Source organism: Halococcoides cellulosivorans, from assembly GCF_003058365.1.
GTDB classification, from domain to species: domain Archaea; phylum Halobacteriota; class Halobacteria; order Halobacteriales; family Haloarculaceae; genus Halococcoides; species Halococcoides cellulosivorans.
The window spans coordinates 2385915-2407103 of the sequence record NZ_CP028858.1 but is presented as its reverse complement, the minus strand read 5'-3'; the positions used below and the strand labels follow the sequence as shown (position 1 = coordinate 2407103).

Genomic DNA, 21189 nt, shown 5'->3' with positions numbered 1-21189 from the left:
GCCTACTTGTTCGGGTAGTCGGTCTCCAGCGGAATCTCATTGGTTCGTCGCTTCTGGAAGAAATAGCCCGACCCGGCCGACGTCACGTACAAAAAAAGGAGGCCGAGGCCGGCCCAGTTCGAGGGGATGGCGTCGAAACCGGGGACGCCGAACAGCGAGAGCGCGAGGATCGTCCCGCCGAACAGGACGACGGCGAGATGCCGGAGCGTCCACGGGTTCGAGCTGACCGCGCCGCCGCCGAGATACCGGTCGATCGTCGCGCTCTGGGGGCCGAGACTGACTGCCCCCTCGTCCTGGTCGTATTCGAGGACGTCGTGATCGTCCATTTTCGGCAGGTGGGTCTGGTACAGTGAGACGTACACGCGCTTGCGCTGCTGGCTGGTGATCTCGTCGACTTCGACCTCGTTTTCCATCGCGGCGATCTCGTCAGCGAGTTCGTTCACCGTCGCACTGTCGCCGTGATGGCGGAGGTAGTACAACACCATCCGCCGGCGGTGGTTGCTCAGGATTTCGAAGACGTCGTCGGGCGAGAGCGCCGTCGACCCGTCGGTCTCGGCCGTGACGGAATCGCCGGCGTCGGGCGATTGAGCCCCCGACCCGTCGGTCTCGGCCGCGGCGGACTCGCTGGTTTTGGACGATCGGGTCTCGGGATCGTCGGTCTCGGAGGCGACGGACTCGTCGGTGTCTGGCGTCACGAGTCTGACTCCCGTTCGGATGTATCGGTGAGGCAGATCATACCACAGTATGGGCCTCGATTGGGTATAGTTATGCCTGGGGTATTACGGGAGTAAGCGGTCCGTATCGTCGGATTACGTCCGTTTGAGACGGGCGCTCGGGGCTCGCCGTCTCGTGGCGGTCTGGCCCCCGGTCGCGGCCGGCAGTCGGCGGTCTCCGGGGCCGGGCCGATCGAACGCGTCCGTAGGAAGGACATATCGAGACGACCGCCCGCGTCACTCGTCGGGGCTGCTCGCTCGACGAGTCCGACGCGATGGGCGTCGGTCACGCCGATCACTCTCGCAAGAGCAACGGCTCGATGGCGAGCGTTCGTTTCGCCACGGTGAGGATCCGGAGGACGGACGCGACAAAGAGCATGAACGGAACGAGCGTCACCGCGAAGGCGGCCCCGACGACGATCACGATGTGATCGATACCGAGCGTCGCGCCCGGGACGGTCCCGGCGTCGACGACGCCGACCATGACCCCCGCGACGGCGAGCGCCGGGACCGCCGCGTAGAGAATCCACTGTGAGAGGTCGATCAGCGCCCACTGGAAATACAGTGTCTTGATGTGCTCCCGGGCGGGGCCGAACAGTTCGAGCGCCGCCGAAAGCTCCGCGAGGTGCTGGCGGTCCGCCGCGTCCAGCGTCTCACTGTCGTTGTCGACGATCCGTTCGAGCTGATAGAGCTTCGTGCTGTAGTCGAACCCGAGCGCGGCGGCGATGACCTCGAACGTCCCGAACTGCGCGCCGTCCAGTCGCTTGCAGGCCGTCTCGGCGTCCGTGAGAACGTTCGAGGCCAGTTCGTCGATCTCCGCACCGATCCCATCGGTGGTGTCTCCGACCGACGCGCGGAGGGCCTCCGCACGCTGGGCCGCAGTCTGGAGAATCACCTGCAGGAACGCCGCTGGATCGAGTGGGCTCGGTGCGCCGGTCAACTCCGCGACGGACTCCCGGACGGCCATCGACCCGTCCATCCGGTCGCGCTGGTCGCCGAGCGGACCGTTCTCCTGGGTCAACACCAGTTGGCCGATCGTGACGACCAGCGTCGTCCCGGTCACGATCACCGTCAGCATCGTCGCGAAGATCGTCTCGATCGTGTCCTCGGCAGCGATCTGATCGGCAAAGGGCGGCCCGAGCGTTCCGACGACGCCGACAAAGGAGACGAACATCGCGACGACCAGGAGCGCCGTGATCACGAGGCGGTTGCCATCGAGCAGTACCCACTGTGCCACCCGGCTCTCACCGGCGGGGTCACGCTTCGATACCGTCAGTTCGTCTGTCTCCTCGTGCATACGTAGGGTCTCAGCGTCGGGGTCCCGCTCAGTCTTCGCGCACTTTCTCGATCGCTTCTCGTGGCGCGTCACAGACCGGACACTGGTCGGGCATCCCGTCGTCGATGTCGCCCATCTCGCCGCACTCCGAACACCGCCACATCAGATACCCTTCACCGAACTCCTGGCCGGGAAGTTCTTCGGCGTCGTCGTCGATCGGCGCGATTTCGAACCCGTCTTCGGTCGGGCCGCTGACGTGGCCGAGCAGTCGTCCGTCGCCGTCGTAGATTCGCTCGCCCGGTTCTATCGCTCTCTCGATCGCTGGGTGCTCGTCCATGGGCGACGATCGACCGCCGCCGGTTTAGTTCGTCAGTCGTTACTGCCCGTCTCACCACGGTTTCGAGACGATATCGCGGTCGCCGTTCACGATGTATTCGGCGCACCGATCGCGGGCCAGCGCTTGCGGACGCGGGGGCAACTGGTATCGGTCGGGCCGACGTGGAACCCCTATGCGACACGCATCGAGTGACGCCGTTGGAGCGGCCGACGCCACCGGAGCGGCCGACGCCACCGGAGCGGCCGACGCCACCGGAGCGGCCGACGCCACCGGAGCGGCCGATGCCACCGGAGCGGCCACGCATCCGGCCGTCCGTCGCGTCGAACTGGTCGGTCGCGTGCTCGACGATGCCGTCCGGATTCCGGGGACGGACCAGCGGATCGGTCTCGACCCGATCATCGGCGTGCTCCCCATCGCTGGCGACACGGTCGCGGCCCTGTTCTCGGTGTACATCCTCCTCGAAGCGGTCCGTCTCGGCGTGGGGGTGCTGACGCTCGCGCGCATGAGTGCCTACGTGGCGATCGACCTGGTCGTCGGTTCGGTCCCGGTGCTCGGGTCCGTCTTCGACGCCGTCTGGAAGGCTAACGCCTGGAACGCACGGATCCTGGCCCGCCACGTCGAGACGAGTGGGGCGTCCGGGTCGGTCTCGGCGTGAGCGACGGCACTGACACGTGTGTTCACGTCCGGTCAGTCGCTGGCCACTCGACTCCGAGCGAATATCGCGTGCCGGTCCGCAGGTCCTCGCCGGTCGTGCGCTGACTCCGAACCGGTGGTCGCTGAACCCCGCGCGGACGCTTCCGCCGTGGATCGCTGGCGTGGATGTGGCTGCGAGGGCCGCTATTCCCCCCGTCGTTCCGAAGCGCGATCGTCCACCGGTTCTCTCCCGTGTCGACGTCGTGAGCCCTCTAATCACTGGTCTCGCGGGCCTGTCCCGACTCGCTGGCCGAGCGGTACCCCACGGAATATAAATGGCTTGTACACGCCGGGTGTGCGTTCTTTCCCCGTAGCCGATAAGAAGGTCCACGGCAATGACTCACACAGGAGAGGCAGTCGAGGTCGACCGTCGAGACGACGCCACCGTGGCGATCGACGATCTGGTGCTCGTGTCCAATCGCCAGCCCTACCGACACGAGTACGACGACGGCAAGGTCACGGTCGATACGCCCGTGGGTGGGCTGGCGAGCGCCATCGACCCGGTGATGCAGCGGACCGACGGGACGTGGATCGCCTGGGGCGACGGTGACGCCGATTTCGACGTCGTCGACGGTGACGATCAGGTGCAGGTCCCTCCGTCGGACCCGGCTTACACGCTCGAACGAATCGGTCTCACCGACTATGAGGTCCGCGGGTATTACGAGGGCTACGCCAACCAGGCGCTCTGGCCGCTCTGTCACACGGCGACCGGCCGGGTGAGCTTCGAGACCGACCACTGGGAGCAGTATCGCGACGTCAACGCGCAGTTCGCCGACGTGGTCAGCGGCCACGTCGACAGCGACACCACCGTCTGGTTCCAGGACTATCACTTCGTGCTCGCGCCGCGGATGGTCAGAGCGGCCGCCCCCGACGCCTTCCAGATGCAGTTCTTTCACATCCCCTGGCCCGCGCCGGACGTGTTCCGCCTCTGTCCGCAAAGCGAGGCGATCCTCGACGGCCTGTTGGGCAACGACCTCCTCGTCTTTCACACGCCCCGGTACTGTGCGAACTTTCTGCAGTGTGTCGACCAGCACTGCGACGGTGCGACCGTCGACTGGGACACCGACAGCGTCGTCTCCGAGGGCCGGACCACACAGCTCGCGGCGATCCCGCTCGGAGTCGACGCCCCGACGATCCGGGACACCGTCGCCGCGGACGACTCGGTCGCCTGGGCGCAGTTCCGCGCCAGACACGACGTCGGTGAGGAGACCGTCGCCATCGGCGTCGACCGCCTCGATTACACGAAAGGCATCCCCAGGCGTCTGGACGCGCTCGAACGGCTGTTCGAGACCCGCCCCGATCTGCGCGGTGAGTTCACGTACATCCAGAAGGGAGCGCCGTCTCGGGAGGGCATTCCTGCCTATCAGCGCCTCCGAGAGACCGTCGAGGACCGCATTCGGGCGCTGAACGACCGCTTCGGGACCGACGAGTGGTCGCCGGTGGTGTACACCACACGGACGCTCGATCGGGACGTCCTCTACTCGCTGTACAGACACAGCGACATGGCCATCGTCAGCCCGCTCCGGGACGGGATGAACCTCGTCGCCAAAGAGTACGTCGCCGCGCAGGTCGACTCCGACGGTGTGCTGTTGCTCAGCCCCTTTACAGGTGCCTACGAGCAACTGGGGGAGGCCGCCGTCGCGTTCGATCCCTACGATACGGATCGAGCGGCCGAAGCGATCGAACGCGCGATCGAGATGGACGACGCCGAGCGCTGGCGGCGGATGCGGCGTCTCCGCCGGGCGGTCCACGAGACCGACCTCGCGTGGTGGCTCGACGAGGCCGCAGCGACCGCCGACGACGTCCGGGAATCGCGGACCCACCACAATGTCCGCCCCAACTGATCGAGCGCCGCGACTCGATCACGAATGGCTGTCGCGCGTGCGGGCGGCGCTCGCGAGCGCAGACGGCCTGATCGTCTGTCTCGACTTCGACGGCACGCTCGCGCCCATCGTCGAGGACCCCGACGACGCGACGATGCTCCCGGCGAACCGGCGACTCCTCCGGGAACTGGTCGACACGCCGAGCGTCACGGTCGCCGTCGTGAGCGGCCGGTCGCTCGACGACCTCCGCGCTCGTGTCGGCCTCACGGGCGTCCACTACGCCGGCAACCACGGCCTCGCGTTCGAGGGCCCGGACGGACGGGAGGTCGTCGAGGCCGCCCAGGGCGCGACCCGGACACTCGATGCGACCGTCGAGACCCTCGAATCTCGCCTGGCCGACGTGCCCGGCTGTACGGTCGAGGACAAGGGCCTGACCGCGACGGTCCACACCCGGTGCGTCCCCGAATCGGCAGTCTCGACGGTGCGCGAGACGACGACAGCGGTCGTCGACGCGGTCGACGGCCTCGAATGCCACCCCGGCAAGCAGATCGTCGAGGTTCGCCCGGCCGTCGCGGTCGGCAAGGATCGCATCGTCGACCGCCTCCGCGAGCGCCGGCCCGGGGCGTGCGTCCTGGCCGTGGGCGACGATATCACCGACGAGGACGCCTTTCGCGCGGCGGAACCCGCGGGGTTCGGCGTCTTGGTGGGCGATCGCCCGACGGCCGCGTCGGTCCGCGTCCCGGACCCCCAGGGTGTGACTCTCCTGCTCGGCTGGCTCGTGAGCACGTGCGCCCGCCACCCGGTGCAGCCGCCGTCGTGATCCAGCTTGGCCGCCGGGTAGACCGTCCGATACCGCCGGTAGGCACCGTTTAGATTTCCCCGTCGCCCTCGATCGGTGGTCAATGGCTGCACCGCCGAACATCGTGCTGTTCGTCACGGACACGACGCGCGTCGACGACGCGTACGACGACTCGGTCGCCCCGACACTCGCCGCGCTCGGGGATCGGGGACTGCGCGCGACGAACGCGTTCGCCACCGCGCCGTGGACACTCCCCTCACACGCGTCGATTCTGACCGGCACCGTCCCCTCGAAACACGGCGCGCACGCCGACCACGAGTTCCTCGACGACGCGCTTCCGACGCTCCCCGGACTCCTCTCGGAGGCGGGCTACGAGACGCAGTGTGTCTCGAACAACACCTGGCTGGCCGCCGAATCGGGGTTCGAACGGGGGTTCGACGACTTTCATCACATGTGGCAACTCCTCCAGTCGTCGACCTCGTTGAGCGAACTCGTCGACGTGACCGACGAGGACCGACTGCACACCGTCGCCAGCACACTGTTCGAGGGGAATCCCCTCGTCAACACCACGAACGCACTGTATCGCCTGTACCGGGACCACCGCGGCGACGACGGCGCGGAGCGAACCACCCGGTGGATTCGCGACTGGGTGGCCGACCGGTCGGCCGAGCGCCCCTTCTTCTTGCTCGCGAACTACATCGAACCCCACCTCGACTATCGCCCGCCCCGGCGACTCGCGGCGGCCCACCTCCCCGAGGACATCGGGTACGAGGAGGCGATCGCGGTCTCCCAGGCGCCCTGGGGGTATCTCGCCGGCCACGTGTCGATGTCCGATCGAGACTTTCGCGCCTTGCGCGGACTGTATCGCGCCGAGATCGCCCACATCGACGAACAGATCGCGGCGGTCAGGGCGGCACTCGCCGACGCCGGCGAACTCGAAAACACCGTCTTCGTCGTCGTCGCCGACCACGGCGAGAACCTCGGCGATCACGGGCTGATGGACCACCAGTACTGTCTCTATGATTCGCTCGTTCACGTCCCGCTCGTGATCAGCGGCGGCGCGTTCGAGGGGTGGGGCGACCTGCATGAGTTCGTGAGTCTGGCCGACATCGTGCCGACGCTGCTCGACGCGGCCGGTGTCGAGGCCCCCGACGCGCGGGCGGGATTTCAGGGCCGCTCCATCCACCCGACCGCCGACGCCGACCCCCGCGCATTCGTCGTCAGCGAGTATCGGGGCCCCGTCCCGTCGATCGACGCGCTCGAACACCACGTCGGAGACCTGCCCGCGTCGGTCTACGATCTCGACCGGTCGTTGCGAGCGATTCGGACCGCCGAGTACAAACTCGTCCGGGGGTCGGACGGGACGACGGAACTGTACGACGTCGCGACCGATCCCGACGAACAGCGCGACGTCGCGGCGTCGAATCCGCGCGTCGTCCGCAGATTAGAGCGCCGCCTCGACGACTGGCTGTCCGCGTTCGATCACGCCGACCCCGACGGCTCGGTCGCGATCGGTGGCCAGCGAAAGGCGCGGCTCGAACAGCTTGGATACTTGCAGTGAGCAGGTGCATCGCCGGACAGCGCCGCCGTCGATCGTTCACTGGGGCGGGATGAAGCGCGGACTCGCCGGTCGCCCACAGTGGTTTTTTTAATGCCGGGCGAATCTCGAAAAATCGCCGTGATGTGTGCCGTTCACAGTATCGAGTGGGTGGTGAGACCGTATCTCTGGGGTCAATGGCTGATTTCACGTTCGAGAACGGCAACGATGTCGGAGAGATCGAAGAGACGCAGATCGTCCCGCTCGTCTGCAGCTTCCTCGACGGAGCATTTGAACCCAGACCGGCTGAACAAGGCGAACTCGTACGTCGGGTCGTCACCCTCTGGGGGTGTCCAATCGATGTGCTTCACGTCGTCTTCGAGGTCTGCGAGCACGCCATAGCCGAGGGGAGTGGTGGTAAATTTCGCTTCACCAGCGATCAGCGTCGACTCGTCAGTCGGTGCGACGACGTCTATCTCCTGGCCCTTGTACCACCATTGGTGTGGTGGTGCTGTGAGCTGGTAGTCTGCATAGAGTGCTGACACCGCCTGGTGACAGAGCGATTCGAACGTTTCGCTGACGAAGTCGGGTAATTCTGGCTCGATGAGATCCGCGTAGGCGTTCTCGCCGTAGAGGTCGTATTGCCCCTCGCGGCCGTAGAGATATCGGAAGTAAAACCGGAATACGGGGTCTCGAATCCGGTATCGAGTTCGTTTGCTGCGCGCCGGATCGGTGAGTGCCGGATGATGCTTTTCGATGATCTGGAGCGTTTCCAACTGGTCGAAGTAATACGACGTATTTGTGCTCTCGATGCCCGCCCCCTGGGCGATCTCGTTTCGACTACGGTTCCCGCTTGCTATCGACTCTAGGACCGAAAAATACGTGTTCACTTCGTTGAGCTCCATCTGAAGGACGGTTTCGGGCTCGTCGTGGAGTGGGCCATCAGGGTCACAGAGAAGCCGCGTCACGTTCGCTCCGAAGCTCTCTGATGGGTCGAGCGGGCTCAGATATCGGGGTGTGCCGCCGAAGACGCCATAGACGAACACCCGTTCTTCGGGATCGTACGTCGGTACGAACTCCTGGATGGAGCGAAACGGCAATTGGGTGAGTTCGAGGCGGCCGTTCGGTGTCTGGGACACCCGGCCATAGAGCGGCGCACCGCCATCGAGAACGTGGGTATGCATCATGCCGATTGCAGAGCCTGTGAGGACGAGCGCTGCCTGACTCTCGTCGACGGCTGTATCCCACTGGTGTTGAATGACCGATGGAAGCCCCTCGTTCGATTCGACGAGGTACGGGAATTCGTCGATGACGGTGACTGCGTCTCTGTCGGTGAGGTACGTCAGGAGCGGTTCCCATTCCTCTTTGACGGCCGTGATGTCTGGATAGGTCGTCGCTGCCGCCTCGACGAATCGCCTGAGCTGTGTCGTCGCTGTTCCTTGGACTGCCTGATAGTACACGGCATCGTCGCGGTCGGCAATCGATCGGCGGACGAGTTCGCTCTTCCCGATCTGGCGACGCCCATAGATGATTGCGAGTTCTGCGGCATCACTCTCGTAGAGCGTCTCCAATCGATCGAGCTCATCGAGACGATTGACGAACTGATCCATACACTCTGGTCGTGGTGGGAGATAGATATAAGTGCCGAAGTTAGGAATCAGACTATAATAGTCTCAACTATAATAGTCTCGCCTCTAATCTTCGCCGTTCTCGTTCGCTGGTCTCGCGGGACCGGCTCTCGCATGGCGACCGCAGCGACGGTCCCGTTCCGATCCGATTCGTTCCCGAACCGCGTGGGTAGAGCCACGGCTTCGATCCGGATATCCTGGGAAAAACAACTGCCCGATGAACCGCCACGGGAGACCCACATCGACGACGCACACTCTGAGGACGCGGTCCTCAGGCGGCCGTGTCGTCACGCGCCCGCACAGCAAACTCGATCCCGTCGGCGGTGTCGATCCGCGTGATCGTCCCTCGTACCTCGATCCGGGCGGACGAATCCGGCTGGAGACTGCCGTAGACACGGTCGCCCAGCTCCGAGACTCGCACGTCGTCGCTGTGATCGAGGACGGTGCCGTCCACGTCGAAACAGTAGGCGTCGGCGGCGTCGAGTCCGCTGGCCGAGAGTTCGAGGACGTACTCCTCGGGATACAGCGGGTCCTCCGGGGTCGCGCCCAGTTCCCCGCCGTTCGGGAACGGGTCTGTGACGGGCTCGACCTCTGGCCCGTGGCCCGTGTAGGCCGTGACTGTCGGCCACCGGCCCGGATCGACGACTCGGTCCCCGACCGTCAGGGTCGGGTCCGCGCCGTCGACCTCCGCGGCGACGACCTGTCCGTCCAGGACGAACCCGGCCGTCCCGCCGGTGACGCTCCCGGCGACCAGCACCGTGTCGTCGTCGAGCACCGTCACCGTCGGTGCGGGGTCGTCGGTCGAGAGGATGGAACTCGCCTGGATGTCGCCGTGGACGAGCAGCGAGTAGTGACTCGTCTGGCCCGTCTCGGAGGTGTTCTCGACGACGAGAGCGACCGCACCGTCTCGGGTCAGCACGTCGGACGCAGTCGTCGTCGAGGCCATCTCGGACTGTGTCGTCGCTGTGGAGGGAGGGCTACTCATGACTGAGAACAGATTAGGGACTGCATTATATAACTCTCTCCACTCTGTCAATGTGTTTGACGGGTCGTCCGGGGGCGTGGTCGTCTTTATCGCGTGAGACGGCTCGAAACCCCCGAATTGCGCCGATCTGCGACGGAGTATGGACCGTATACGTCCGGCCGAATCGGGGTATTACGCTCCTACTCGCCGCGGAGCGGGCCCCAATCACGTTGGTCGGGACTCGGCCGGTCCGAGACGCACGCTACGTCGCGGACGGAGGGTGCGAGGAGACGCCGTCGAGGTCTGGCTTGGGGACGCCCTCCTCGCCCGCCTGGAGGTAGAGCACGCTGTTGATCAGCCCCAGGTGGCTGAACGCCTGCGGGTAGTTCCCGAGCAGTTCCCCGGTCTGGGGGATGACTTCCTCCGAGAAGAGGCCGAGCGGACTGGCATACTCGACGATGGTCTCGAACAGCGCTTCGGCCTCCCGGAGGTCGCCCGACATCGCGAGACAGTCGACGAGCCAGAACGAACAGAGCAGGAACGCTCCTTCGCCGCCCGCGATTCCGTCCCGGCCCTCGTAGCGATAGACCAGGCCCTCCTCGGTGGTCAGGCGGTCGCGAATCGCGTCGATCGTCCCCTGGACGCGGTCGTCGTCGATCGGGAGGAAGCCGACCAGCGGGATCCGGAGTGCCGCCGCGTCCAGCAACTCCGGGGACTCGAACGACCGGCCGAAACTGTTCGTCGCGTCGCTGAACCCCTGTTCGATGACGGCCTCACGGACGTCCGATCGCACCGACGCCCAGTGTCCGATCGGCGCGTCGAAGTCGTGGGCGCGGGCTATCTCGATCCCCCGGTCCAGAGCGACCCAGCACATCACCTTCGAGTGGACGAACTGTTCGGGGTCGCTGCGGACCTCCCACATTCCCGCGTCACGTTTGTCCCAGAGCGTGCAGACGTACTCGACGACGTCACTGATCGTCTCCCAACTCGTCTCCGTGATCGTCTCGCCGTACTGGCAGGTTTCGTACAGCGCGTGGACGAGTTCACCGAACACGTCGAGTTGCAACTGATTGCGGGCGGCGTTCCCGATCCTGACGGGCGCCGACCCCCGGTAGCCCGAGAGGTGATCGAGCGTCTCCTCGGTGATCTCGGTGTCGCCGTGGAGGCCGAACATCGGCTGGAACGGCTGGAACGTCTCGGATTCGGTGTGGATCACGTCCAGACACCAGTCGAAGTAGTCGCGCGATTCGCGGGTGTGGCCCAGTTTGTTGAGCGCCTGGATGGTGAATGCGGCGTCGCGAATCCAGCTGAACCGGTAGTCCCAGTTGCGCGTCCCACCGATCAGTTCGGGCAGCGACGTCGTCGGGGCGGCGGCGATCGCCCCGGTCCGGTGGTGCATGAGCAACTTGAGGACGAGTTCCGATCGCTCGACGAGCGCGTGATGGGGCCCCTCGAACGGACAGGCTCCGGTCGCCACCGTCCGACAGTCGTGCGTCCAGTTGTGCCAGTACTCGCGGACGCGCGCGAGCAGCGTCTCCGGATCGACGGATTCGGGGCGCTTGCGCTGGCCGTACTGGACGGTATGCCAGCGGACGTCGCCGGCCTCCAGGCGGTCGACCCCGCTCGCGCTGACGCCGTCGGTCTGGAGGGCGGCGTCGGTCGACAGCGACAGATGCTCGCCGTTGCCCCGGGCGACGATTTCGCCGTTCAGGGACTCGACGGTCGTCCGGCCGCGCGCGTAGTCGAATCGCGGGCGAAAGTCGACGTCGAGGGGAACGCGCCCGTCGGTGCACTCGACCTTGCGGAACACCCACGGCTGGGCGAACGGCGCGGCCGGGTCGGCGCTGAGAATCGGCATGAAATCCGTCAAGCGGGCACTGCCGGCGTCGGTCTCGAAGTCGGTCCGCAAGACGTTCGTCCGTGCTTCGTAGCGCTGGGAGCTCTCGAAGGGCTCGGCGGGCTGGATCCGGAAGTGCCCGCCGTTCTCGACGTCCAGGAGTGCGCCGAACACGCTCGGTGACTGGAGATAGGGCAGACAACACCAGTCGATCGAGCCGTCTGCACCCACCAGCGCGGCCGTTTCGAGGTTGCCGATGAGGCCGTACGCGCTGATCGGTGTGTACCCGTCGGTGGTCATGCGATAGGTACCGCGGTGTCACGTAAGGCTATGGGGGGCCCTTCACCGGCGTAGGCGGTCCATACTGCCTGATTCGACCGATCGACGCCGGGTGGCGGCCGGTGTCGTGTCGACGAGCGTCGCCGGCCCGACGACGCACCTGGACCTCACTCCTGCTCGTGGGGCCAGCGCTGGATCACGTCGAAGTCGTCGGGGACGACCGGCCCGTCGAGTAGCGGATCGTTGGTCTCGACCATCCAGTCTTTGAGCCGTCGGGAGAGATCGCAGCGCACGTCCTGATACCGGGGTTCGTGGACGACGTTCTCGTCTTCCTGGGGCGTCTCCTGGAGGTCGTACAGTTCCTCGTAGGGCCGGCCCGGAGCGCCGTATTTCTCGCGGACTTCGCGTCCGGCCTCGCTCGCGAACACGTCCGCCGTGAGGTACACCTTCGGGAGATACCAGAAACTCCGGATGTACTTGTACTGGTCTGTCCGGATCGCCCGGACGGGGTTGTACACGTCGTGCCAGGTCATCTCAGCGAACACCTGCTCGCGCTCTGTGTACTCGTCGTCGGTCAGTACGGAGAGAAAACTCCGGCCGTCGATCGCGTCGGGACGGTCGATCCCGACGAGTTCGAGGAGCGTCGGCAACACGTCGACGTTGCTCGTCAGTTCGTCGTAGGTCTCACCCCCGTCTGCGAGGCCCGGATAGCGGAGGATGAGCGCGACTTCGAGGCCCGCGTCGTAGCAACTCCCTTTCGCGCGCGGGAAGGCGATGCCGTGTTCGGTCGTGAACACGACCAGCGTCTCCTCGTCGAGGCCGGTGTCTTCGAGCGTCGCGACGATCTCCCCGACCCCGTCGTCGATGGCGGTGACCATCCCGTGCATCTCCGCGAGGTCGGTGCGGATCCCGCGCCGGTCCGGCAGGTAGGGCAGCGGCCGGATCCGGTCGGGGTCGTGTTTCTCGTATCGGTCCGGGTCGAACCCGAAGCGGCCGTCGGCCTCCTGGGAGCGGTGGAGTTCGAAAAACCCGACCGAGGCGAAAAACGGCGTGTCGAACGCCCCGCTTTCCAGCCACTCCGAGACCACCGACGCGACGGTCCGCGCCCGGTTGGACTCGTGGACGACGGGCGAGACGCCGGGATAGAGGTTGCCCTCCGAGTGGATCCGGTCGTAGCGGAGTCGGTCGGTGTCCTGGGTGATGTGCTGGAGTCCGAACATGTGGGTCTCGTAGCCGGCGTCCTGGAGGTAGTGTGGCAGGATGCGCTCGCCATCGTCGAGTTCCCACGCGCCGTGGGCGAGGCCGACGAGGCCGTTGACGTGGGGGTACCGGCCGGTCATCAGACTCCCTCGGCTGGGCGAACACTGGGGCGCGGTCCCGTAGTGCTCCGTGAACAGCGCCCCCGAGTCCGCGAGCGACTCGATCGCCGGCGTGTCGACGTCGTAGTCGTAACACCCCAGATACCGCCCCAGGTCGTGACAGTGAATGAGTACGATGTTCGGCTGGGGGTCTGTCATCGTCTCGACTTCCGGGGGAAGGGGCATAGTTATCGACCGGATTCGGTAGCGTCTGGCGTTCCGGGCTGGTCGAGACTGGCGGTGGGGCCCCGAATCAGAACGTCTCGTAGCTCGCGGACCCGACATCGATGCGGACGAGCGTGTTCTCCGCGTAGGCGTCCGGATCGACGCCGTACTTCTCGTTGATCGACCGATTCCGTTCACGAGTCGTCTCCGGGTCTTCGACGACGGTCGCCGTGCCTCGGAGGGTGACCTGCCACTCGGGAATGCCGTCCTCGGATCTCTGAACCGAAAACGCGACCCGCGGGTTCGCCCGGACGTCGGCCAGTTTCTGCCCGGTCGTCGTGATGTCGAGCGTTCCGTCCTCGTAGCAGTACCACACCGGCGCGACGTGGGGTCGATCGTCGGTGCTCGTCGCCAGGTGGCCGACGAGCGGTTCGCTCTCCAGCAGTTTCTCGGCGTTCGGGGGCACGGCGTCTCCCATATGCCTGCCCGTGGCCCCGCCGACATAACGATACGGGCGACGCGGTCCGTCCCGCCCGGTCGCCGTCGAACCGACGCGATGGCTGTCCGGGTCCGGATCTGGTGGACCGGCGTCGTCGTTCGAGTGCTGGACGCCGGTAAAGACGGCCTTCTCGGCCGGTCCTCGTGAGTAGCCGAAAACTACGGTGGTGAACGATCTTTCGGGTCTTTACCGGCCGAGCGCGACCGTCCCGGGTATCGTCCGCTCGGAGACGACCCCGATCCCAGCCGACTCCGACCGGAGACGACCCCGATCCAGACGATCGGTCCCCGACTGCCTCCCCGACCCCCACCCATGATCGCAGAATTCGACATCGACACGACCGTGATGGATGCAGCGTTCGATAGATCGCCCCAGATGGAGGCCTCGTTGCTCCAGCAGACGGCGAGTGCGTCGAACGGTCTCGACGTCGTCATGGACGTCGTCGACGAGGAGTTTTCCTCGTTCGAGTCGGGCCTGGACGCCGACGACACCGTCACCGACTGGGTCCGACTGTCCGGGGCCGACGACTGGCGTCGCTATCGCGTCACGCTGACCGAACAGGGACGGCGGCTCATGACCCACCCCCGGTGGGCCGACGAGAGCGCGGTGTTTCTCGACGGCACCAGAACCCGTGATTGCTGGCGGTTTCGCATCCAGTTTCCCGACGAGAACAGCTTCCAGCGCTACGTCGAGTACTGTGACGAACACCCCGTCACCTTTCGGCCCACACGACTGTCTCGGACGGACCCCGCGACGGCATCCGAACGGTTCGGGCTGACGCCGGGCCAGCGACAGCTCCTGAGCGACGCCCAGGAGCGAGGCTTTTTCGAGGTCCCCCGGGAGTGTACGCTCGAAGAACTGGCCGTCGACGCGCCGGTCAGCCACCAGGCGCTCTCCGAACGACTCCGGCGGGGGATGGGCTCGCTCGTCGAGTCGACGCTTCGGTGAGCGCGGTCCGCGACCGGCCGCCCTTGCGATCGCAGGCCGAACGGTGACGGCGGACTGGGCCGGTGGGGGAAACGCAATGGCTCTCTCAGAAAGTGGGTCGTCGTCAGACCACCTGAACGACGACGAACGCGACTGTATCGACCTGTGTACCGAGGCCGCCACGCTCTGTGAGTGGTGTGCGGACGAATGTCTGGGTGACGCCGAGATGGAAGACTGTGCGCGCCTCTGTCGGGACGTGGCTGACATCGCATCGCTGCACGCTCGACTTCTGGCGCGAAACTCCACGTCGAGTTCACAGATCGCGACGATCTGTGCCGACCTCTCTGAGACGTGTGCCGAAGAGTGTGCCCAACACGACGCCGACCACTGCCAGGCCTGTGCGGAACTCCTCCCGGAGGCCGCCGAGAGCTGTCGGCAGATGGCCACTCCCTGACCGTCGGGCCGACAACTCGTCGTTTTCTGACTCCTGCTTAGCGACTGTTGGGGCCAGATGTGCCGTCGCTGGCTGTCCGGTCGGTGTGCTCGCTGTCCCACGTCGGCGTCTCCAGAACGCCTTTCGATCGGTGGAGGCGGCGATACACCCGGCGGAGCAGGTCGTGTGGTGGCCACTCCGAGATCCGGGCCTCGACCCGGCCGTCGCGGATCGCGGCGACGACCGATGCGGGCGTCAGTTCGTCGGCGTCGACGGCGGTGTAGGCGCGTCCGACCTCGACGGGGTAGTGGGCGTCGCTGCCCCCGACGATCGGAATCTCGCGCTCGCGGGCGATCCGCTCGACGAACGCTCGGTTTCGTGGGTGTTTGCCGTTGAGTTCGACGGCGTCGAACGGCGCGTCGACGCCCCGAACGGTGCTGTCCCGAAACGGGTGGGCGATGATCGTCGCACAGTCGCGCTCGGCCGCCAGATCGATCACTGCCTCGGGGGTCATCGCCCCGGGATCGGTGGCTGTCGGCGGGTCCGCCCCGATCACGAGGACGTGCCCCTGCGTCGTCGAGATCTCGATCCCGGGGATGGTGACGATGCCGTCGAAGGACAGATCGGGATTGTAATCGTGATTCGTGAGCGCGACGCCGTCGAGGCCGTGGCCCCGTGCGACGGCGTCGATGAGCCGCGCTCCCACGGGGTCGAACGCCGTCGGGCGGCTCTCGAACCCGTGAAAGAACCGCGAATGCGTGTGGAGATCGAGTGTGAACATATGGTGTAGTCTATTTCGGCGGTCACTCCGGCGTCGGCTCGTAGCCCTCGCCCACGGCGACACGGAGCGTCGCCGGGCGAACCTCCAGGGTGAGTTCGCGCTCTCGGACGAACTCGCCGTCGAGGCTGAACGCGATCGTCTCCGGATCGTGGTTCGTGATCGTCAACGACGGGGCCTGCGAGCGGACGATATGGTCGGATTCGCGGTCGAACAGCCGTTCGGTGATCGAATCGCTCACGAGATCGAGTGCGGCGACGTCTTTGATGACCACGACGTCGAAGAGGGCGTCTTCCATGTCGGCCTGGGCGTCGCCGTCGGTCGTGAACCGCCGGCCGTTCCCGACCAGCACGCCCAGCGCCTCACCGGTCCAGTCGCCCGTCGCGTCGCTCGCGTCGATGGTGAGTCGGAGGCCGTCGAACGCCGAGAGTTCGCGCAGCGTCGTGATCAGGTACGCCACCTCTCCGAAGCGGCGCTTGAGTTCCGGGTCCGTCTCGTCGCTCGCGTTCGCGGTCAGGCCCGCGACACAGGAGTTCACCACGGGGCGGTCGGTCGCCCAGCCCAGGTCGATGCGGCGGCGCTCGCCCGATTCGAGAACTGTGATTGCGGTCTCCAGGTCGGGAATGCCGAGTTGGGTCGCGAAGTTGTTGCCGGTCCCGAGCGGGAAAATGGCCAGCGTCACGTCGTCGAACGCGTCGGCACGGTCGATCCCGCGGACGACTTCGTTGACGGTGCCGTCGCCACCGGCGGCGACGATCGTCGAGGCCCCCGCCGCCGCGGCGTCGGCCGCGAGCGTGATCGCGTCGCCCGCCGCCTCGGTCCACTCGACGGTCGCGTTCCGGTCGTCGGCGATCTGCTCGATCCGATCGGTGTGGTCTTCGCTGCCGCTCTGGGGGTTCCCGATCACCCTGGTGTCTGTCATCCCCGGGCCTCCCGCGTCGCGGTCGGCGGACCATTCGCTCGCTCGACGCCGGTGGTGGCCCACTGGGACCGCTCCGGACCGGGTGTCGCGTGTGGGGCGTGCATTCGTCTCACGTCGATCGAGCGGACCAGTGGCGTTTGTTAGGCGGGTCGTATCCGCCCGAAACGGGGCGGCCGGCCCGTGGCCACCGGCCGGATTCCTGCCGGCCTCGCCGATCACCCGGAGCCGTCGCTCGATGGCGCGTCTGAGTCGCGACCGGGCGAAGGGAGGAATCGATGGAGGATCGGACGGAGCGTACCGTCCTGCGTCAGCGGGGGATTCGAGCGCAGCGGGCCGTACTAGAGGTAGCCGAGCGATTCGAGGCGATCGGCCACGCGGTCGTCGGTCTCGCTGACGGCGCCGCGGTCGTCCTCGACGTCCCGGCGGTCGAGCGCGGCGAGCAGTTCGTCGAGCGCGCGGGCGGCGTAGGCGTCGACCGATTCGAAGTCGGTGCCCTCACGCCGGGCCGCGATGTCGCGGGCGATACGATCCGGAATCTCGATGCTGGTGGTGGGGGGTTGGTCACTCATGGCTGCTCCGGGGCGGATTCGAGGATGGTCTCGACGATGTGTTCGGTCGGGTCGGGACGGTCCGCGATCAGGCGCTCGCGGCGTGCGCGCGACTCCTCGCGGTCGACGCCGGCGGTGAGGAGCCGATCGACGGCGGCGAGCGCGTCCGCTTCGTTGGCATACGACTCCAGCAGTCCGTACGCGTCGAGCGTCTTGAAGACGGGTTCGTCGCGGTCTCCGACTGCGGAGTTCGTCCGGATCGCGGGCGTCCCGAGCACCGCTGCCTCCGTGGACATCGTCCCCGAGTCACCGACGTAGAGGTCCGCGAACGCGAGGACGTGGTGGATGTCGCTCGGGTCGATGTCGAGGCGATACGACTCCAGATCGTCGGGAAGAGACCCCTCGGCAGAGATCACGACCGTCCCGTGGGCGTCGAGGGTCTCCACGAGACTGCGCAGCCCCGCCAGTGAGAGCCCCCGCTCGCCCACGTCGTGGTAGGCGTCCCAGCCCGCGACCCGAATGACGGCGTAGAACGTTTCTGGATCGAGGTCGGGACCGAGCGCCGATGGGTCGGGCTCGAAATAGCGTGGATGGAGGTACGCCAACTCCTGGACGTCGAGCGGGCGACGCGACGCGTCGTCGATCGGGAGATCGAACCCCGCCGGCGCACAGATCGTATCGACGAACGGGAGCGTGACCGTCTGTTGCACGCGTCGCAGGAGGTCGTTGCCGACGCGCGTGTCGCTGACGGCGACGTGGCGGGCGCCCGCGAGCGTCGCGGCGTGGGCGGGCACGGGCCCCAGCCGACTCACGATCACGTCCGCGTCGAACTCGCGGGCGAGCGCGGCGAGACGCACCTCGCGGACGAGGTGTTCGGCGATCAGGCCGGGCAAGGAGTCGGCTTTCGTCGAGAGCGACCGATACTCGATCCCGTAGGCGTCGAGCAGATCCAGCGTGACCTCCTTGTCGCGCGCGGAGACGAACGTCTCGTGACCACGCGTCTGGAGGTCGGTGATCGCGTTCCGGAACAGGTGGACCTGTGCGGGGTGGGCCACGTCGAACAGGACCCGAAGCGGCGCGCTCGCGGCCGCTGCGGGGCCGTTGTCGCCCGACGCGTCCCGATCGGGCGTCTCGCTCTCACCGGCGTCGTGGGGGCGCTGGTGGAGACTCGCCGTCTGGGTGGCGTCGCCTCCACGAGGCCCGCTCTCGGGCGTGCTCTCAGCTCGCTCCTCGTGGGTCGCGGCGTCGGCGCTCGATCGCCCACCGCGATCGCTGGTCGTCACGGCCAGGGCCCACCGATCGCGTAGACGGGCGCGTCGGTCGCGCTCGCGTCGATCGACGACCGGCCGTCGAGGATCGGCGCGTCGAAGGCCGCCCAGTCCAGATCCGCGAAGTCGTCGTGGGGTGTGACGACGACGACCGCGTCGGGATCGCGATCGGCCGCGGCGTCGAGCGTGACTGGCGTCATCGCATCGAGCTCGTGCCACCTATCGATCAGCGGATCGACGGCCTCGACGGTCGCGCCACGCTGTTTGAGCGACTCGGCGACCGGGATCGAGGGCGCGTTTCGGAGTTCCGCGATGTTCGCCTTGTAGGTCACCCCGAGCAGGAGGACGGTCGCCTCGTCGATCGGCACGCCGACCGAGTCGAGGATCGCCTCGGTCATGTCGGCGGTGTAGATCGCCATCCCGTCGTTGCGCTCCCGGGCGGTCTCCAGCAGGTCGGCGTCGACGTCGAACTGCCCCGCGAGGAAGTACGGATAGATCGGGATGCAGTGCCCGCCGACGCCCGGGCCGGGGTCGTGGATGTCACAGAACGGCTGGGTGTTGGCGGCGTCGATCGCCTCGCGGACGTCGACGTCGAGCGCCTTCGCGAACGTCGCGAGTTCGTTCGCGATCGCGATGTTGACGTCTCGGAACACGCCCTCGAACACTTTCGTCATCTCGGCGGCGGTCGCGTTCGAGGTCTCGACGACGCGATTCTCTGATATCTCGTCGTAGACGATCGCGGCCGCGCGCGTGCTCTCGGGGTCGACGCCGCCGACGATCTTCGGGTGCGTCCCGCGCACGTCCGCGATGGCCTGCCCGCTGACCGTCCGCTCGGGACAGGCCGCGAGGCCGAACTGGTCGGGGTCGAGCCCGCTGGTTTCGAGCAATCGCGGGAGGAATCGATCGACGGTCGTCCGCGGCGGGACCGTCGACTCGACGATCACCAGATCGCCCGGATCGAGGCCGTGCCCGACGGTCTCGATCACCTCGTCCATGATCGAGAGGTCGGGATCGTTCTCGGCGGTCAACAGCGTCGGCACCATCAGGACGTGGATCGTCGCGTCGGCGGCGGCCCCCTCGGCGTCGGCCGTGGCTTCGAGCGCGCCGTCCGCGACGACGCGCTCGACGAGTTCGGGCAGCCCCGGTTCGCGCTTGATCGGTGACTCGCCGGCGTTGATCTGGTCGACGACGTGCTGGTCGATGTCGACGCCGGTGGTCGCCCCGGTCACGTCGGCGTACACGCCCGCCAGCGGGAGCCCCATCTTGCCGAGCCCGTAGATCGCGACCGGCAACTCGCCGCTCGTGAACGCCTCGCGCAACTGATCGTCGTCCGCACTCGTGTCGTAGATCGCTCGCGACGCTGTTCGGCTCATGCGGTCACCTCCTCGGGGACGCGCCCGAGCGCGAGCGCCTCGATCTGATCGACGATCTCCAGCGCATCGAGAGCGTCCTCGGCGGTGACCGGCGGCTCCGTCCCGTCCCGAGCGGCCGCGACGAACGCTTCGAGTTGGGCTTTCAGCGGTTCGCCGTTCGTTACCGTCGGGCGTTCGACGACGCTCTCGTGGCGATACCGGACGTCGCCGTCGTGTTGGACGTACTCGGGGACCGACCGGCGGTGGATCTCGACGTGTTGGTCGATGAAATCCACGGTGACCCGACAGGACTCGGCGGTGATCACGAGTTCGCGGACTTTCTGCTGGGTGCGCCGACTCGCGGTGAGCGTCGCGACCGTGTCGGTGTCGAACTGGAACTGCGCGGTCGCGTGCTGGTCGTCGCGGGCGACCGCGGTGAGCGTCTCGATCTCCGCGTCGATCAGATCGAGCAGGATGTCCACGTCGTGGATCATGAGGTCTTTGACGACCGAATCCTGGCTGTCGCGGTCGGTCGGCGGGCCGAGTCGGTCGATGTCGACGGCGACGACGTCGAGGTCGGGAACGATGTCGTCGAGGACGCGCACGGCCGGGTTGAACCGCTCGATGTGGCCGACCTGGAGGGTGACGCCCGCCGCGCGGGCCGCCGCGGCGATTTCGCGGCCACGCTGGTGGTCGTCGACGAACGGTTTCTCGACGAGCACGTCGACGCCCCGGTCGATGCAGGCCTGGACGGCGTCGGCGTGAAAGCGCGTCGGCACCGCGACCGAGACGACGTCGGCGGCCTCCAGGAGGTCGTCACTGTCCATCACCGCGGCCGTCGTGCCGCTGGCGACCTCACGGGCGCGCTGGTCGTCGGTGTCGCTCACCCCGACGAGGCGGGTCTCGGGGAGTTCGTCGTAGACGCGGGCGTGGTGTTTCCCCATGGATCCGACGCCGAGGACGCCCGCCGCCCGTTGCTCGCTCATGGCGCCCTCCCGGCGGACACACCGCCGCGTAATTCGCTGTTCTCGATCGGTACTCGGGGGCTTCGAT

The 21189-nt window shown here is 66.9% G+C and carries 20 protein-coding genes; 6 read left to right on the top strand and 14 right to left on the bottom strand.

Annotated elements, in window-relative coordinates; all coding sequences use genetic code 11:
* Positions 1–2: 2 nt before the first annotated feature.
* The 3 genes from HARCEL1_RS11765 to HARCEL1_RS11755 all read right to left on the bottom strand — a co-directional run bounded on the left by HARCEL1_RS11765 (position 3) and on the right by HARCEL1_RS11755 (position 2326).
* Positions 3–695: a DUF7344 domain-containing protein gene (locus HARCEL1_RS11765; protein ID WP_233357337.1), complete on the bottom strand. Its 693-nt coding sequence runs from the start codon at positions 693–695 to the stop codon at positions 3–5.
* 313 nt (positions 696–1008) lie between these two features.
* The gene (locus HARCEL1_RS11760) at positions 1009–2010 is read right to left on the bottom strand and encodes a hypothetical protein (protein ID WP_108383782.1); all 1002 of its coding nucleotides are present in this window, start codon (positions 2008–2010) and stop codon (positions 1009–1011) included.
* A 28-nt stretch (positions 2011–2038) separates the two neighbouring features.
* The gene (locus HARCEL1_RS11755) at positions 2039–2326 is read right to left on the bottom strand and encodes a DUF7130 family rubredoxin-like protein (protein WP_108383781.1); all 288 of its coding nucleotides are present in this window, start codon (positions 2324–2326) and stop codon (positions 2039–2041) included.
* Positions 2327–2498: 172 nt separating this feature from the next.
* Between HARCEL1_RS11755 and HARCEL1_RS11750 the strand changes: the two genes are divergently transcribed.
* The 4 genes from HARCEL1_RS11750 (at position 2499) to HARCEL1_RS11735 (ending at position 7202) form a co-directional block, all read left to right on the top strand.
* On the top strand, positions 2499–2981 hold the full coding sequence (locus HARCEL1_RS11750) for a DUF4112 domain-containing protein (RefSeq protein WP_108383780.1): 483 nt from the start codon (positions 2499–2501) through the stop codon (positions 2979–2981).
* 373 nt (positions 2982–3354) lie between these two features.
* Positions 3355–4863, top strand: a complete 1509-nt coding sequence (locus tag HARCEL1_RS11745; RefSeq protein WP_108383779.1) for an alpha,alpha-trehalose-phosphate synthase (UDP-forming) — start codon at positions 3355–3357, stop codon at positions 4861–4863.
* Positions 4847–5662 carry a trehalose-phosphatase gene (gene otsB, locus HARCEL1_RS11740; protein WP_108383778.1) on the top strand — a complete coding sequence of 272 codons (816 nt, stop codon included), beginning with the start codon at positions 4847–4849 and terminating at the stop codon, positions 5660–5662. Before HARCEL1_RS11745 ends, otsB begins: the two co-directional genes overlap by 17 nt.
* A gap of 82 nt (positions 5663–5744) precedes the next feature.
* Positions 5745–7202: a sulfatase gene (locus HARCEL1_RS11735; RefSeq protein WP_108383777.1), complete on the top strand. Its 1458-nt coding sequence runs from the start codon at positions 5745–5747 to the stop codon at positions 7200–7202.
* Between the two features lie 170 nt (positions 7203–7372).
* On the opposite strand, the gene HARCEL1_RS11730 is transcribed toward HARCEL1_RS11735, so the two are convergent.
* The 5 genes from HARCEL1_RS11730 to HARCEL1_RS11710 all read right to left on the bottom strand — a co-directional run bounded on the left by HARCEL1_RS11730 (position 7373) and on the right by HARCEL1_RS11710 (position 13887).
* Positions 7373–8788 carry an ATP-binding protein gene (locus tag HARCEL1_RS11730; protein WP_108383776.1) on the bottom strand — a complete coding sequence of 472 codons (1416 nt, stop codon included), beginning with the start codon at positions 8786–8788 and terminating at the stop codon, positions 7373–7375.
* A gap of 289 nt (positions 8789–9077) precedes the next feature.
* On the bottom strand, positions 9078–9791 hold the full coding sequence (locus HARCEL1_RS11725) for a hypothetical protein (RefSeq protein ID WP_159077130.1): 714 nt from the start codon (positions 9789–9791) through the stop codon (positions 9078–9080).
* 241 nt (positions 9792–10032) lie between these two features.
* On the bottom strand, positions 10033–11907 hold the full coding sequence (locus tag HARCEL1_RS11720; RefSeq protein WP_108383774.1) for a glycoside hydrolase family 15 protein: 1875 nt from the start codon (positions 11905–11907) through the stop codon (positions 10033–10035).
* A gap of 146 nt (positions 11908–12053) precedes the next feature.
* Positions 12054–13403: a sulfatase family protein gene (locus tag HARCEL1_RS11715; RefSeq protein WP_108384275.1), complete on the bottom strand. Its 1350-nt coding sequence runs from the start codon at positions 13401–13403 to the stop codon at positions 12054–12056.
* 94 nt (positions 13404–13497) lie between these two features.
* Complete coding sequence (locus tag HARCEL1_RS11710; RefSeq protein WP_108383773.1) at positions 13498–13887, bottom strand: pyridoxamine 5'-phosphate oxidase family protein; 390 nt, start codon at positions 13885–13887, stop codon at positions 13498–13500.
* Positions 13888–14220: 333 nt separating this feature from the next.
* On the opposite strand from HARCEL1_RS11710, the gene HARCEL1_RS11705 reads away from it, so the two are divergent.
* Both HARCEL1_RS11705 and HARCEL1_RS11700 read left to right on the top strand, forming a co-directional pair.
* Positions 14221–14856, top strand: coding sequence for a helix-turn-helix domain-containing protein (locus HARCEL1_RS11705; protein WP_108383772.1), 636 nt, complete (start codon positions 14221–14223; stop codon positions 14854–14856).
* Positions 14857–14932: 76 nt separating this feature from the next.
* The gene (locus HARCEL1_RS11700) at positions 14933–15289 is read left to right on the top strand and encodes a four-helix bundle copper-binding protein (RefSeq protein ID WP_108383771.1); all 357 of its coding nucleotides are present in this window, start codon (positions 14933–14935) and stop codon (positions 15287–15289) included.
* A gap of 37 nt (positions 15290–15326) precedes the next feature.
* Here HARCEL1_RS11700 and HARCEL1_RS11695 read toward each other — a convergent pair whose 3' ends face one another.
* From HARCEL1_RS11695 to HARCEL1_RS11670, 6 genes are all read right to left on the bottom strand, one after another.
* The gene (locus HARCEL1_RS11695; RefSeq protein WP_108383770.1) at positions 15327–16049 is read right to left on the bottom strand and encodes a PHP domain-containing protein; all 723 of its coding nucleotides are present in this window, start codon (positions 16047–16049) and stop codon (positions 15327–15329) included.
* Between the two features lie 22 nt (positions 16050–16071).
* On the bottom strand, positions 16072–16968 hold the full coding sequence (locus HARCEL1_RS11690) for a diacylglycerol/lipid kinase family protein (protein ID WP_108383769.1): 897 nt from the start codon (positions 16966–16968) through the stop codon (positions 16072–16074).
* Between the two features lie 338 nt (positions 16969–17306).
* The gene (locus HARCEL1_RS11685) at positions 17307–17537 is read right to left on the bottom strand and encodes a hypothetical protein (protein WP_108383768.1); all 231 of its coding nucleotides are present in this window, start codon (positions 17535–17537) and stop codon (positions 17307–17309) included.
* Positions 17534–18799 carry a DUF354 domain-containing protein gene (locus tag HARCEL1_RS11680; RefSeq protein ID WP_159077129.1) on the bottom strand — a complete coding sequence of 422 codons (1266 nt, stop codon included), beginning with the start codon at positions 18797–18799 and terminating at the stop codon, positions 17534–17536. The genes HARCEL1_RS11685 and HARCEL1_RS11680 overlap by 4 nt, the downstream gene beginning before the upstream one ends.
* Positions 18796–20157, bottom strand: coding sequence for a nucleotide sugar dehydrogenase (locus HARCEL1_RS11675; protein WP_108383766.1), 1362 nt, complete (start codon positions 20155–20157; stop codon positions 18796–18798). The genes HARCEL1_RS11680 and HARCEL1_RS11675 overlap by 4 nt, the downstream gene beginning before the upstream one ends.
* The gene (locus HARCEL1_RS11670) at positions 20154–21122 is read right to left on the bottom strand and encodes a Gfo/Idh/MocA family protein (RefSeq protein WP_108383765.1); all 969 of its coding nucleotides are present in this window, start codon (positions 21120–21122) and stop codon (positions 20154–20156) included. Before HARCEL1_RS11670 ends, HARCEL1_RS11675 begins: the two co-directional genes overlap by 4 nt.
* Positions 21123–21189 lie beyond the last annotated feature (67 nt).